The sequence below is a fragment of the Streptomyces sp. NPDC050658 genome (genome assembly GCF_044457025.1).
Lineage (GTDB): Bacteria > Actinomycetota > Actinomycetes > Streptomycetales > Streptomycetaceae > Streptomyces.
In genome coordinates this window covers 1,326,282-1,339,295 of sequence record NZ_JBITGM010000001.1, presented here as the reverse complement: position 1 = coordinate 1,339,295, position 13,014 = coordinate 1,326,282, and the positions used below count along the sequence as shown (strand labels likewise).

The 13,014-nt window shown below is 71.0% G+C and carries 13 protein-coding genes and 1 tRNA gene; 4 read left to right on the top strand and 10 right to left on the bottom strand.

The window, feature by feature from the left end; translation table 11 throughout:
• Positions 1-36: 36 nt before the first annotated feature.
• From ACIBKX_RS05925 to ACIBKX_RS05915, 3 genes are all read left to right on the top strand, one after another.
• Positions 37-1,341: a sensor domain-containing protein gene (locus ACIBKX_RS05925; RefSeq protein WP_363271899.1), complete on the top strand. Its 1,305-nt coding sequence runs from the start codon at positions 37-39 to the stop codon at positions 1,339-1,341.
• Entirely contained in the window at positions 1,299-1,979 is a 681-nt protein-coding gene (locus ACIBKX_RS05920; RefSeq protein WP_363271898.1) for a response regulator transcription factor, read from the top strand. The genes ACIBKX_RS05925 and ACIBKX_RS05920 overlap by 43 nt, the downstream gene beginning before the upstream one ends.
• 67 nt (positions 1,980-2,046) lie before the next feature.
• Positions 2,047-2,328, top strand: a complete 282-nt coding sequence (locus ACIBKX_RS05915; protein WP_363271897.1) for a hypothetical protein — start codon at positions 2,047-2,049, stop codon at positions 2,326-2,328.
• On the opposite strand, the gene ACIBKX_RS05910 is transcribed toward ACIBKX_RS05915, so the two are convergent.
• The 9 genes from ACIBKX_RS05910 to ehuB all read right to left on the bottom strand — a co-directional run bounded on the left by ACIBKX_RS05910 (position 2,303) and on the right by ehuB (position 10,999).
• Positions 2,303-4,528 carry an MMPL family transporter gene (locus tag ACIBKX_RS05910; protein ID WP_363271896.1) on the bottom strand — a complete coding sequence of 742 codons (2,226 nt, stop codon included), beginning with the start codon at positions 4,526-4,528 and terminating at the stop codon, positions 2,303-2,305. The genes ACIBKX_RS05915 and ACIBKX_RS05910 overlap by 26 nt on opposite strands.
• A 192-nt stretch (positions 4,529-4,720) precedes the next feature.
• Positions 4,721-5,404 (bottom strand): response regulator transcription factor, encoded by a 684-nt coding sequence (locus ACIBKX_RS05905; protein WP_363271895.1) that lies wholly within the window; start codon positions 5,402-5,404, stop codon positions 4,721-4,723.
• Positions 5,337-6,599, bottom strand: coding sequence for a sensor histidine kinase (locus ACIBKX_RS05900; protein WP_363271894.1), 1,263 nt, complete (start codon positions 6,597-6,599; stop codon positions 5,337-5,339). Before ACIBKX_RS05900 ends, ACIBKX_RS05905 begins: the two co-directional genes overlap by 68 nt.
• A 134-nt stretch (positions 6,600-6,733) precedes the next feature.
• Positions 6,734-6,807, bottom strand: a tRNA-Lys gene (locus ACIBKX_RS05895).
• Between the two features lie 81 nt (positions 6,808-6,888).
• Positions 6,889-7,647 carry an IclR family transcriptional regulator C-terminal domain-containing protein gene (locus ACIBKX_RS05890; protein WP_363271893.1) on the bottom strand — a complete coding sequence of 253 codons (759 nt, stop codon included), beginning with the start codon at positions 7,645-7,647 and terminating at the stop codon, positions 6,889-6,891.
• A 188-nt stretch (positions 7,648-7,835) separates the two neighbouring features.
• Positions 7,836-8,651: an ectoine/hydroxyectoine ABC transporter ATP-binding protein EhuA gene (gene ehuA, locus ACIBKX_RS05885; RefSeq protein ID WP_363271892.1), complete on the bottom strand. Its 816-nt coding sequence runs from the start codon at positions 8,649-8,651 to the stop codon at positions 7,836-7,838.
• Complete coding sequence (gene ehuD, locus ACIBKX_RS05880; protein ID WP_363272052.1) at positions 8,641-9,258, bottom strand: ectoine/hydroxyectoine ABC transporter permease subunit EhuD; 618 nt, start codon at positions 9,256-9,258, stop codon at positions 8,641-8,643. Before ehuD ends, ehuA begins: the two co-directional genes overlap by 11 nt.
• A gap of 44 nt (positions 9,259-9,302) precedes the next feature.
• A complete protein-coding gene (gene ehuC / locus ACIBKX_RS05875) occupies positions 9,303-10,052 on the bottom strand; it encodes an ectoine/hydroxyectoine ABC transporter permease subunit EhuC (protein ID WP_363271891.1) in 750 nt (249 codons plus the stop codon).
• Positions 10,049-10,999 (bottom strand): ectoine/hydroxyectoine ABC transporter substrate-binding protein EhuB, encoded by a 951-nt coding sequence (gene ehuB, locus ACIBKX_RS05870; RefSeq protein ID WP_399375648.1) that lies wholly within the window; start codon positions 10,997-10,999, stop codon positions 10,049-10,051. Before ehuB ends, ehuC begins: the two co-directional genes overlap by 4 nt.
• A gap of 97 nt (positions 11,000-11,096) precedes the next feature.
• Between ehuB and ACIBKX_RS05865 the strand changes: the two genes are divergently transcribed.
• Positions 11,097-11,597 (top strand): DUF3830 family protein, encoded by a 501-nt coding sequence (locus tag ACIBKX_RS05865; RefSeq protein WP_363271889.1) that lies wholly within the window; start codon positions 11,097-11,099, stop codon positions 11,595-11,597.
• Between the two features lie 7 nt (positions 11,598-11,604).
• Here ACIBKX_RS05865 and ACIBKX_RS05860 read toward each other — a convergent pair whose 3' ends face one another.
• On the bottom strand, positions 11,605-13,008 hold the full coding sequence (locus ACIBKX_RS05860) for an amidase (RefSeq protein ID WP_363271888.1): 1,404 nt from the start codon (positions 13,006-13,008) through the stop codon (positions 11,605-11,607).
• Positions 13,009-13,014 lie beyond the last annotated feature (6 nt).

Sequence of the window (13,014 nt, the reverse complement as noted above, 5' to 3'; positions counted from 1 at the left end):
CCGTCGGGGGCGGCAGGGCCGCCTACCGTGTAGGCCATGGTCCAGCAGAGCGTATGGCCCCCGGCGCGGATCTGGCGGCGCGGTTACCTGGGGAGCAGTGCGCCCTGGCGTGCCGCCTGGTATCTCGGCGGAGGTGTCCTCGTCGGGGTCGTGACCCTTCTCGGTGGCGTTGCCGCAGTCCTCGTCGGTGTCGCGCTCAGTCTTGTGCTCATCGGGCTGCCCCTCCTCGCGCTGCTGCCCTTCGGTGCCATTCCGCTCGCCGCGCTGGAGCGCCGTCGGCTCCGTCTCGTCGACCCCGGCCCGGCGCCGACGCCCCACCGCACCCCGCTATCCCCCGGCATCCCCGCCTGGTTCACCCTCCGGATCAAGGAACAGGCCACCTGGCGCGAGCTCGCCTACGCCGCGCTGCTCGCCCTGATTCTCTGGCCCCTGGACCTCCTCGTCCTGGCCTGCACCCTCGGCGTCCCCGCCGTGCTCATCGCCTCCCCCGCCCAACTGGCCCTGGACGGCGGCGAGATCCGTGCCGCCAAGCTCTGGCTCGTCGGCGACTACCCGACCGCCTTCGCCACCGCCCTCCTCGGCCTCGCCCTGCTCGCCCCGCTCCTCTACCCCCTCGGCGCGTACGCCACGGCCCGAGCCGCCCTCGCCCGCCTCCTCCTGACGCCCCGCGAGGCCGAACTCGCCGCCCTCCTCGACGAAGTCACCCGCTCCCGTGCCCGTCTCGTCGACGCCTTCGAGGCCGAACGCCGCCGCATCGAGCGGGACCTGCACGACGGTGCCCAGCAGCGGCTCGTCGCCCTGACGATGACCCTCGGCCTCGCCGGGCTCGACGCCGAACCCGGCAGCCCGCTCGCCGGGCAACTGGCGAAGGCGCACGAGGAAGCGGGCAACGTACTCACCGAACTCCGCGAACTCATCCGGGGCATCCACCCCCAGGTCCTCGCCGACTACGGCCTCGCCGCAGCGATCGAGGACGCCGCCGACCGCTCACCGGTCCCCGTGGACACCGACCTGGACCTGCCCCGCCTGCCCGAACCGGTCGAGTCCGCCGGGTACTTCACCGCACGCGAGGCCCTCACGAACATCGCCCGCCACAGCGAGGCCCCCCGCGCCGGCATCAGGGCACGGCACCGGCAGGGCGTGCTGCGTATCGACGTACGCGACGAAGGGAAGGGCGGCGCGGACCCGGAGCGCGGCACCGGCCTGACCGGCCTCGCGGACCGGATCGCGGTGCTCGATGGCACACTGACGGTCACCAGCCCGCCCGGCGGCCCGACCGTACTGTCCGTGGAGATCCCGTGCCGAGCCCTGCAGCACCCCGTGGCGAAGGCCGCCGACTGAAGATCGTCCTCGCCGAGGACAGCGTGCTGCTGCGCGAGGGCCTGATCGGCCTGCTGACCCGATTCGGCCACGAGGTCCCCGCGGCCCTCGGCGACGCGGACGAACTGCGCGCGGCGGTCGAGCGGCACGATCCCGACCTGGTCCTGACCGACGTACGGATGCCGCCGGGATTCCAGGACGAGGGCCTGCGCGCCGCACTCGCCCTGCGGGCCGAGCGCCCGCGGCTACCGGTCCTGGTGCTCAGCCAGTACGTGCAACGCGCGTACGCGGCCGAGCTGCTGGACACGGGAGACGGCACCGGCGTCGGCTATCTGCTCAAGGACCGGGTGGGCCAGGTGGAACAGTTCGCCGAGGCGGTCGAGCGGGTCGCGGCGGGCGGCACGGTCGTGGACCCGGAAGTCGTACGCCAGTTGCTGCGCCGCCGCAGGGACCCGCTGGAGCAACTGACCCCGCGTGAGCGGGAGGTGCTCGCTCTCGTGGCCGAGGGCCGGTCGAACGCGGCGATCGCCGCGGAGCTGGTCGTGAGCGAGGCGGCGGTGGGGAAACACATCGGCAACATCCTCGGGAAGTTGGGGCTGCCGCCCGGGGAAGGCACGCACCGCAGGGTGCTTGCCGTACTGGCGTACCTGCGGGCCTAGGCCCAGCAACCCCGGATGTCCAGATCCTTGCACTGGCCATCGGCCCGGTCGATTACGATCCACAACCATGAGCACGTCAGACCAGATACGCGCAGGCCTCACGCCGAGCCAGGCCCGGCGCATACGGATCGCCGCGGCCTCGGTGCTGATGGCCGCGGCGGCCGTGGTGCTCGCCGTGCGCCTGGCGAGCCGGTCGTCGGTCCTGGTCGTGGGGGTGTACGGGCTGCTGCTCGTCCTCTGCGGACTGGTGATCGAACTCAGCAGGCGGGGCAGGACCAGGCTCGGCAGCTATCTGCTGGCCGCCGGCCTGGTCGCGGCGCTCGTCATGGACTGGGTGGTGCTTGCCTGACCGCCTCCTGACCGCCCTCGGGGGACGGCGCCTCGCGCACCCCGTACCGCTGATGGATCCTTCGCAGGTCCTCCGGCGCCCACCAGGCCCGGCGCCCGAGCAGCGTCATCGTCGCCGGTACGAGGAACATCCGTACGACCGTGGCATCGATGAGGACGGCCAGCGTCAGACCGAGCCCGATCTGCAGGATCGGCGAGAAGCCGCCGGTCATGAACCCGCCGAAGACGATCGCGAGCAGCAGCGCCGCACAGCTGACGACACGGCCCGAGCGGCGCAGGCCCTCGATGACGGCGGCCCGGTGGTCGCCGGTCTCCAGCCAGGTCTCCCGCATCCGGGACAGGATGAACAGCTCGTAGTCCATGGCGAGTCCGAACGCGATGGCGATGATCAGCGGCGGCGCGGTCAGGCTCAACGATCCGAGCCCCTCGCCGCCGAGCAGCCCCGCCCCGTGCCCGTCCTGGAACACCCACACCACGACGCCGAGCGCGGCGCCCAGGCTGAGCAGGGTGGTCAGGAGCGTACGGATCGGGATGAGCAGTGAACCGGTGAAGGCGAAGAGCAGGGCGAACAGGCCGATCAGGACGGTGAGTACGGCCGAGGGGGCGCGCTCGGCGAGCATCGCGCGGAAGTCGACGAGGCTCGCGGCGTTCCCGGTGACCTCGACGGGATCGCCGCCGCGCATCTCGCGGATGCGCTCCACGAGTGCGGTGGCGGTGGGGCCGTCGACGGAACCGTCCGGGGTGAGTTCGAGCAGTACGGTCCCGTCGGGCAGCCGCTCGCTCTCGGCGGCGGCGACACCGGGCAGGGCGCGGATCGCACCGTCGTAGCCCGGCTCCGCGCCCGGCCGGATGAGGACCTGCACGGGATCGGTGCCGGTCCCCGCCGGATAGTGCTCGCGCACGGAGTCGTAGAGCTGCCGCGCCTCGGTGCTGTCCGGCAGCTGCCGGGCGTCGCCGATGTTGATGCGCATCCCGAAGACGGGCAGCGCGAGGAAGGCGAGCACGGCGACGACCGCGGTGGCGACGGCGAGGGGGCGGCGGGCGGAGAAGCGGGCGATGCGGGCGAAGAGCAAGCCGGGTTCGGACTTCTCTGACCGCCGTCCGGACTTCCCCGACGGCCCTTCGGACTTCCCCGACCGCCGTCCGGACTTCCCCGGCCGCCCCCAAATCCCCTTCCACCTACGGGACTTGCTCCCGCCAGCTGGCGCCATCTTGCCGCCGAACAGGGCGAGGAGCGCCGGCAGCAGGGTCAGCGCGGCCAGCATGTCGACCACGACGACCGCGCCGGCGGCGAGGCCCATGCTGCGCAGGAACGGGCTGGGGAACCAGACGAGCCCGGAGAGACAGATCGCGACGGTGAGCCCGGAGAAGAGCACGGTGCGTCCGGCGCGGGCGACGGTCGCGTGTACCGCCTCGGCCACATCGGCGGTCTTCCCGCGTTCCTCCCTGAACCGGATGACGACGAGAAGGGCGTAGTCGACGGCGAGGCCGAGGCCGAGCATCGTGACGATCTGGACGGCGTAGACGGAGATCTCGGTGAACTGGCTGAAGCCGTAGAGGGTGAGGAAGGCTCCGGCGACGCCGCTGATGGTCACCAGGAGCGGGAGCCCGGCGGCCCGCAGCCCGCCGAAGATGAGCAGCAGCACGATCAGTACGGCGGGCAGGGTGATCAACTCGGCCCGTGCGACGTCCTCCTGGGCCCTGCCGCCGAGCTGCTCGCCGAGCAGCGGGCCGCCGCTGACGGCGACATCGGCGACGCTGATCTCGCGCAGCCGGTCGGCGGCGTCGCCGACGGCCTCCTCCTCGGCGTCGTCGTCGAGCCCGCCCTTGAGGGTGACCGGGATCAGCAGGGCCTTGCCGTCCTCGGCGACGAGACCGCGGGTGGCGTAGGGGTCCGGCACGCTCGCGATGCCGGGTTGTTTCCGTACGTCGCTGACGGCGTCCGCGACTTGTTCGCGGACGGCGGCGGACTCGGCGTCGCCCGCGGTGAGCACGGCGTTGATGGAGTCGCCGTCCGGGGTGAGCCTGCCGAGCAGTTCGTCCGCGACGACGGACTCGCTGCCGGGGACGTCCTCGACGGTGGACTCGAGCTCGCCGAAGACTCGGGTGCCGATGCCGAGGCCCACGACGAGGAGGAGTAGCCACGTGAGGACCACTGTGCGGGGGTGCCGGGTGGCGGTGCGGGCGAGGATGGCGAGCATGGCGGCTGCCTCCTTCTCCTGGGCGGTTTCGGGTTGCCGTCTCTCAGGGTCCCGGCCGCACGCCCGCCACGGATCGCCGTGGGGAGCGGTCTTGGGGGCTCCCTCGCGGGGGTGAGGGATGGGTCGGGCGGGGGAGGAATCCCGGTGGCCCGGTGGCCCGGTTGCCCGGCGAGCGGGGGCGGGGCGGGGGGGCTACCCCTCGCCCGCCACCACAAGCCCCGTCTCGTACGCGCAGATCACCGCCTGCACCCGGTCCCGCAGCCCCAGCTTCGACAGGACGTTGCTGACGTGTGTCTTCACGGTGTGCTCGCTCACCACGAACGCCGCCGCGATCTCCGCGTTGGACAGCCCCCGCGCCAGCAGCCGCAGCGTCTCCTCCTCCCGCGCGGTGAGGACCGCGAGCCGCTCCGACGGCGACACCGGCGACACCGGCGGCGCCCCGAGCGCGGTGCGGCGCCGCTGCACGACATCCGCCACAAGCCGCCGCGTCACCGAGGGGGCGAGCAGCGAGTCCCCCGCCGCCACGACCCGCACCGCGTGTACGAGGTCGTCCCGGCGCACGTCCTTGAGGAGGAAGCCGCTCGCTCCCGCGTACAGCGCCTCGTACACGTACTCGTCCAGGTCGAACGTGGTCAGCATGACCACCCGGCAGCTGGTCCGCGCGCACACCAGCCGCGCCGCCTCGATGCCGTCGACGCCAGGCATGCGGATGTCCAACAGTGCGACGTCGGGGGCGTGTTGTTCCACGGCGGCCACCGCCTCCGCACCGTCCCCCGCCTCGGCCACCACCTCGATGTCCTGCTGCGCCTCAAGGATCATCGAGAAGCCGCTGCGCACCAGCTCCTGGTCGTCGGCGACCACCACCCGGATGCTCATGCCCCCAGGATGCCGTGGGCAGCCGTACGGCGACGCGGAATCCGCCTTCGGGTCCGTTCCCGGCCTCGGCGGAGCCTCCGCAGGCGGCGGCGCGCTCACGGATGCCGATGAGCCCGTGCCCCGATCCGTGCGGGGGGAGGCCGACCCCCACCCCGTCGTCGATGACGGTGACCAGCAACTCACCGTCATGCCACCCCAGTTGGACCGTGACGCGCCCGGCCCCCGCATGCTTGACGCAGTTGGTCAGCGCCTCCTGGACGATCCGGTACGCCGCCACCTCCACGTCCGGCGGCAACGGCCGAGGAGTCCCCTCGGTCCTCAACTCGACCCGCACACCGGCCTGTTCGACCCACTCCGCCAGCTCGGGCAGCGCGGCCAGCGTGGGCTGCGGCAACCGCCCGCCGCCGTCGTCATCGCCGGAGGGCTCCCGCAGCACCCCCAGAATCCGCCGCAACTGCACCATCGCATCGCGCCCCGCCCCGGCGATCGCGTCGAACGCCCCTTCCGCGCGGGCGGGATCGCTCCGTACGACGACGGGCCCCGCCTCGGCCTGGACCACCATGAGGCTCACCGCGTGGGCGAGGATGTCGTGCATGTCGCGCGCGATCCTGGCCCGCTCCTGTCCGACCGCCCGCGCCGTCTCGCTCGCCCGCTCCCGCTCCAGGCGCCGGGCCCGGTCCTCGATCGCGGCGGTGTACGCGCGCTGCACACGGGCGAAGGCCCCGAGGGCGTACGCGCTGATGAGGGTGAACAGATGGAAGGGGTACTCGTACGGCTCGGCGTGCTCCTTGAAGGTCATGGTGACGGCGGCCCCCGTCAGCCAGCCGGCGAGCATGACGCGCCGCTTCAGCGGGGTGCTCAGCGCGGCCACGGTGTAGAGGGCGACCATCCCGCCGAAGCACACGTCGGGCGGCGGCCGGTGGTACAGCGCCATGGCGGGCGTGAAGAACGCGACCGCGGTCGCGCAGCCGAACGGCGCCCGCCGCCGCCACACCAGCGGCACCGCGGTCCCGGCGCCGAGCAGGAACCCGGCAAGGCTCAGCTCGTCGCCGCCCTCCTCGGGGAAGAGGAACTGCAGCGAGACGGCACAGAGCACCACGGCGGCGAGCGCGGCGTCGACGACGTACGGATGACGGGATCCGTACGGATGGCGGGAGCGGAGCAGCCTGAGGCGCTCGGCCGGGCGGTTCGGCATGACGGACTCCTCGGGGCAGGAGGCGGTGCCAGTATCCGGGCGCGCCAGGCGGGATGTCCTCACCGGTGCGAGGGATATCCGCGACCGGAAACGCGAGAAGCCCCCCGCTTCCGCGAGGGGCTTCCCACCGTCTGTGCGCCGCCAGGGACTCGAACCCCGGACCCGCTGATTAAGAGTCAGCTGCTCTAACCAACTGAGCTAGCGGCGCCTGCTGACTCGAAAATAATACCTGGTCCCGGGGGGTGCTCAGGACCACCCGCCGGGACCCCGCCGGGCACCCCGGATGGAGCTAGATCGCCAGGGACAGCAGCACCGGCGCCGCCCCGCGGTTCAGCGTGTTCGCCGCTTCCCGCAGCCGGTGGGCGTGCTCCACCGGCAGGGAGAGGGCCAGGCAGCCGACCGCCGAGCCCGCGGTGATCGGGACGGCGGCGCAGACCGTGCCCACCGCGTACTCCTGGAGGTCGAGGACGGGGACCGTCGCGGGCTGGGCGGCGAGGCGGTTGAGCAGCACCCGCTCGTTCGTGATCGTCCGGGAGGTGAGGCGGGCCATCTTGTGCCGGGAGAGATGATCGCGCCGGCCGTTCAGGTCGAGCTGGGTCAGCAGGCTCTTGCCGACCGCGCTGGCGTGCGCGGAGGAGCGGAAGTCCACCCACTCGTTGACCTTGGGGGTGCGGGGGCCGTCCGCGAAGTCGGTGATCTTGATTTCGCCGTCCTCGTACCGGCTGACGTAGACCGCGGCGCCGATCGAGTCGCGCAGCCCGTCCAGGGTCTCCTTCAGCTTGTCCCGCAGGGCCTGGTCGCGGTGGTGGGCCGAGCCGAGGCGGGTGAGCGACTCCCCGGTGACGTACGCCCCGTCGGTGGTCTGCTCGACGTACCCCTCGCGGCGGAGCATGCGGAGGAGGGCGGACAGCTGTGGGGCGGGAAGGCGGGTCTGGCGGGCGAGCTCGGTGTCGGTCACGCCGGCTCCCCGCCGGGCGACGATCTCCAGTACGCGCAGTGCGCTCTGTACCGAGTGCTGCGGCGTGGTCGGCTCATGCTTCAGCGCCACGGCTTCCCCCTGCGTGGAACGGTTCCGGACAGCTGGGCTCCGTCCCACGATAGCCGCCAAGAGGCCGATTAGGAGCGGCTGTTGGGAAGATTGGTGGCGCGCTCCGGCCCTCTCAGCAGGAGCGCGCCACTCTGGCATATGCCAGGGTCACCACCCAAGGCCATAGCCTGGGCGATTACAGCGGGGAGTCAGAGGACTGCGCTGAGGAACTCCCGGGTCCGCTCGTGCTCCGGTTCCGTGAAGATCTTCTCCGGGGTCCCGGACTCGATGACCCGGCCGGAATCAAACATCAGGACCTGGTCTGAAATGTCACGGGCGAAGTTCATCTCGTGGGTCACGCAGAGCATCGTGATGTCCGTGGTGTGCGCGATGTCCCTGAGCACATCGAGAACACCGGCGACCAGCTCCGGGTCGAGCGCGGAGGTGACCTCGTCGAGGAGCAGCACCTGGGGGCGCATGGCGAGGGCGCGGGCGATGGCCACGCGTTGCTGCTGGCCGCCGGAGAGCTGGTTCGGGTACTTGTCGATGTGCTCGGTGAGCCCGACCAGCTCCAGGAGCTCGCGGGCGCGCTGCTCGGCCTCGTCCTTGGACAGGCCGAGGACGGTGACCGGGGCCTCCGTGATGTTCCGCAGGACCTTCATGTTCGGGAAGAGGTTGAACTGCTGGAACACCATCCCGATGTTCTTGCGGACCTCACGGACGTACTTCTCGCTCGCCGGGACGAGCTTGCCGTTCTTCTCCTCGTGCGTCAGATAGCGGCCGCCGACCTTGATCGTGCCTTCCTCGGGCTTCATCAGGGTCATGAGCAGCCGCAGGATCGTGGTCTTGCCGGATCCGGAGGGGCCGATCAGCGTGACGTGCTTGCCCGAGGCCACGGAGAAGTCGAGCTGGTCGAGGACCGTGTTCGAGCCGAACCGCTTGGTGACCTTGTCGAACCGGATCAGCTCGCTGCCGTCGACCGCCGGGTTGGCCGTTTCCTTGTTGGGGGTGCTTTCAGACGACAAGACGACGCTCCAGGGCTCGGAGGAGGAGGGAGGACGGATAGGCGATGACGATGAAGGCGACACCGACGACGGTCAGCGCCTCGGTGTACTGGAAGGTCTGCGCCGCCTCCAGGCGCGAGCGCTGCAGCAGCTCCAGTACGCCGATGCTGGCGAGCAGCGGGGTGTCCTTCAGCATCGCGATGACGTAGTTGCCGAGCGCGGGGACCACGCGGCGGATGGCCTGCGGCAGGATCACCGCGGTCCAGGTGTGCCGGTAGGGCAGGCTCAGCGCGGTGGCCGCCTCCCACTGCCCGGCGGGCACGGCCTCGATGCCCGCGCGGTAGACCTGTGCGGTGTACGTCGAGTAGTGCAGGCCGATCGCGATGATGCCGGTCGTCAGCGCGGAGAACTGGATGTCCCACTCCGGCAGCACGAAGAACAGGAAGAACAGCTGCACCAGCAGCGGGGTGTTGCGGATGAACTCGGTGATGATCCCGACCGGCCACCGCACGAAGCGGCTCGGCGCGCGGAACGCGAGCGCCCAGACCAGGCCGACGGAGAAGGAGATCAGTGAGCCGAGGACGAGGATCTGCAGGGTGGTGAGGACGCCGTCCCAGAAGTGCGGCATGAAGTCGGCGACGGCACCCCAGTCCCACTTGTCAGTACCGTTGTTCACGAGGCACCGCCCTTGGTTCCGAGGCCCATATTGCTGGTCTCCGCCGTCGTCTGTCGGATGTTGAGCCGGCGCATGATGCCGACGCCCTTCTCGGGCCGCTGGCCGATCCCGGCCTTGGTCTTGGCCTCAAGCGCCCGCATCCCCCGCGTCAGCAGGAACGCGATCACGAAGTAGATGACCAGGGAGATCGTGTAGATCTCCGCGCTCTCGGTGGTCGCGAGGCGCACCAGGTACGCGGCGAACGACACGTCGCCGATGCCGAGCAGCGACACCAGGGCGGTGCCCTTGAGCAGCTCGACCAGCAGGTTCGAGAACGGCGGGATCATCTCCGGGACCGCCTGCGGCAGCAGGATGAGCCGCATCCGCTGCCACGGGCTGAAGCTCAGCGCGACCCCCGCCTCGCGCTGTGCCGGTGCCACCGAGTTGAGCGCGCCGCGCACGATCTCGGCGCCGTACGCACCGTAGGAGAGCCCCAGGGCGAGCACCGCCGCCCACATCGGGACCAGCGCCCAGCCGATCAGCTGCGGCAGGACGAAGAAGATCCAGAACATCAGCACCAGCGAAGAGGTGCCGCGGAAGACCTCGGTGTAGAAACCGGCCAGGAAGCGCACCGTGCGCAGCCGGTGGGTGCGGGCCATGCCGACGCCGAAGGCGACCACGGTGGCAAGGGCCGCGCTGTAGATCGTCAGCTGGATCGTGATCCAGATGCCGGGCAGTACCCAGTGTTCCCACAGTCCCGCTGTCATTTGCACAGCTCCTCTGCGGTCAGCTTCGTCATCTCGTCCTTGGTGAAGCCGAACGGCTTCAGGATCCGGAAGAGCTCACCGCTCTTCTTCATCTTGTGGATCTCCACGTTGAAGGCGTCGCGCAGTTCCGTGTCCGTCGGCCGGAAGGTGAAGCCACCGCCGTCGATCTGCTTCTCGCCGTCGACGATCGGCGCGAAGGCCTCGGTGGCCTCCGCCTTCGTGCTCTTGCGTACGACGTCACGGCCGGTCAGCGCCGTACCCGCGAAGAAGTCGATGCGGCCGGCCTCGACGGCGTTCATGCCGGCGACCGGGTCCTGGAAGATCGAGATCTCGTCCCGCTTGTAGCCCGCGGCGATCCCGTAGTCGATCTCCGCGTAGGCGGGGCCCGTGCCCATCTTCGCCTTGGCCTTGAAGGCGTCCTGGTAGTTGAAGAGCTTCTTCGGGTTGCCCTTGCGGACGATGAAGGAGTCGAGCATCTGGTACTCGGGGTCGGAGAAGATGACCTCCTGGCACCGCTCGTTGTTGATGTACATCCCGGCCGAGACCACGTCGAACTGCTGGGTCTTCAGGCCGGGGATGAGCGAGCCGAACTCGGTGGCCACGGGCTGCACACTGTCGACGCCCAGGCGCTTGAAGATCACCTTGGCCAGTTCCACCGCCTCGCCCGTGAACGCCCCGTCCTCGTCGATGAACCCGTACGGCGCCTCACCGGCGATTCCGAGCCGCACCGTGCCCTGTGACTTCAGGCGCGCCAGGGTGTCACCGGTGGGCACCTTGCTGCAGCCCGCGGCGCCCAGCGCGCCCACCGCGCCGACCGCCGCCGCTCCGAACAGGAGGGAGCGCCGCCGGACCAGGGCGTTCTTGGGCACCGCGCTCGATCCCGTGCCCTGGGTCCTGGCGCTCGCTGTCTCTTTGCTCTCTGCGTCGTTCCAAAGTGGTGGAGCCATGGGCGCGCGGCTACCCGACTCGACACGAGATATGCGGGCGAGTTTCGGCCCCTGATGCAATCGTTGTCCTCTTGACCCAGGGAGGAGCATGGGACCCATGGCAGACCGATACATCGAAGTCTCCCTCGCCAAGCGGGGAGTTCAGTGCACGGCCAGACTGCTCGACGACCGCGCCCCCATCACCTGCGACGCGGTATGGCAGGCGCTCCCGCTGAGCGAGGACGTCTACCACGCCAAGTACGCCCGCAACGAGATCTACGCCCTCTTCCCGGCGTTCGCCGACCGCGAGCCGCCGCTGGAGAATCCGACCGTCACGCCCATCCCCGGCGACCTCTGCTATTTCTCCTTCAACGGTACGCAGCTGGGCACTCCGGCCTATGGGTACGAACCGGCCGCCGACGTCAAGGCCGGCGCCACCGTCGTCGACCTCGCCCTCTTCTACGAGCGCAACAACCTGCTGCTCAACGGCGATGTCGGCTGGGTCCCGGGCATCGTCTGGGGCCAGGTCGTCGACGGCCTCGACCGGATGGCCGAGGCCTGCAACGACCTGTGGCGCGCCGGCGCACAGGGGGAGACGCTGAGCTTCCGCAGGGCCTAGGAGCGGCTCAGCCCACCGCGGGCGGCGCGATCCCCGCGCTGCCCGCCTCGTACAGCGCGTGCGCCGCCCGCAGCACCAACGCGTCCGCATGCCGCGCCGCGACGATCTGCACCCCGATCGGCAGCCCGTCCTCGTCCACTCCGCAGGGCACCGTCGCCGCCGGCTGCTGCGTCATGTTGAAGGGGTACGTGAACGGGGTCCAGCCCGTCCACCGACGGTGGCCGGAACCCTTCGGTACCTCCACGCCCGCCTCGAACGCCGTGATCGGCAGCGTCGGGGTGACCAGCAGGTCGTACGTCGCGTGGAACCGACCCATCCGGCGGCCCAGCTCCATCCGGACGTCGACCGCGGCGAGATAGTCCAGGGCGCTGTACCGCGCGCCCTGCGCACAGATCTCCCGCAGCCCCGGATCCAGCAACTCCCGCTGGGCGGGCGGCAGATGCTGCGCAACGCGCGCCGCGCCGCTGAACCACAGGGTGTGGAAGGCCTCCACCGGGTCCGAGAAGTCGGGGTCGGTCTCCTCCACGTACGCGCCCTGCGCGGCAAGCGACTCCACCGCGCGCCGAACCGCCGCCGCGACCCCGGGCCGCACCGCCACCTGCCCGCCGAGCGAGGGCGAATAGGCGATGCGCAGACCGCGTACGCCGCCCTCGACGCCCGTGCGGAAACTGCCCGCCACCGGACCCAGCTGCGACCAGTCGCGCCCGTCGGGGCCGCTGATCACATCCATCAGGAGCGCCGCGTCCGCCGCGTCCCGCGTCATCGGCCCGACGTGCGAGAGCGTGCCGAACGCCGAAGCCGGGTACAGCGGCACCCTCCCGTACGTCGGCTTCAGCGCGAAGATCCCGCAGAACGCGCCCGGAATCCGCACCGAGCCCCCGCCGTCCGTGCCGAGCGACACCGGCGCCGCGCCCAGCGCGACGGCGGCCGCGCTGCCGCCGCTCGACCCGCCCGCGGTGCGCGTCGGGTCGTACGGATTGCGCGTCACACCGCTCTGCGGGCTGTCCGTGACGCCCTTCCAGCCGAACTCCGGAGTCGTCGTCTTGCCGATGAACACCGCTCCGTGCTCGCGCAGCCGCGCCACCGAGGGCGCGTCCTCGTCCCATTTCCCGTCCGTACGCACGGTCCTGGAGCCCCGCAGGGTCGGCGCGCCCCGCTGCAGCAGGATGTCCTTGACCGACACCGGCACCCCGTCGACCAGGCCCCTCGGCTCACCCCGCCGCCAGCGCTCCGCACTGGCCTCGGCCCCCGCGAGGGCCCCCTCGGCGTCGACGCGCACGAAGGCGTTCACGGCCGGCTGCACCTCCTCGGCCCTGCGCAGCACCGCCCTTGCCGCGTCCACCGGGCTGAATTCGCCCTTGCGATAGCCGTCGACGAGTTGTACGGCCGTGAGATCCGTGAGCTCGGTCATGCACGC

Bases quoted from the DNA above. Each gene is read 5' to 3' on its own strand.
- ACIBKX_RS05925 (WP_363271899.1), top strand. From the start codon at position 37: ATGGTCCAGCAGAGCGTATGGCCCCCGGCGCGGATCTGGCGGCGCGGT.
- ACIBKX_RS05915 (WP_363271897.1), top strand. From the start codon at position 2,047: ATGAGCACGTCAGACCAGATACGCGCAGGCCTCACGCCGAGCCAGGCC.
- ACIBKX_RS05910 (WP_363271896.1), bottom strand. From the start codon at position 4,528: ATGCTCGCCATCCTCGCCCGCACCGCCACCCGGCACCCCCGCACAGTG.
- ACIBKX_RS05905 (WP_363271895.1), bottom strand. From the start codon at position 5,404: ATGAGCATCCGGGTGGTGGTCGCCGACGACCAGGAGCTGGTGCGCAGC.
- ACIBKX_RS05900 (WP_363271894.1), bottom strand. From the start codon at position 6,599: ATGCCGAACCGCCCGGCCGAGCGCCTCAGGCTGCTCCGCTCCCGCCAT.
- ehuD (WP_363272052.1), bottom strand. From the start codon at position 9,258: ATGCCGCACTTCTGGGACGGCGTCCTCACCACCCTGCAGATCCTCGTC.
- ehuC (WP_363271891.1), bottom strand. From the start codon at position 10,052: ATGACAGCGGGACTGTGGGAACACTGGGTACTGCCCGGCATCTGGATC.
- ehuB (WP_399375648.1), bottom strand. From the start codon at position 10,999: ATGGCTCCACCACTTTGGAACGACGCAGAGAGCAAAGAGACAGCGAGC.
- ACIBKX_RS05865 (WP_363271889.1), top strand. From the start codon at position 11,097: ATGGCAGACCGATACATCGAAGTCTCCCTCGCCAAGCGGGGAGTTCAG.
- ACIBKX_RS05860 (WP_363271888.1), bottom strand. From the start codon at position 13,008: ATGACCGAGCTCACGGATCTCACGGCCGTACAACTCGTCGACGGCTAT.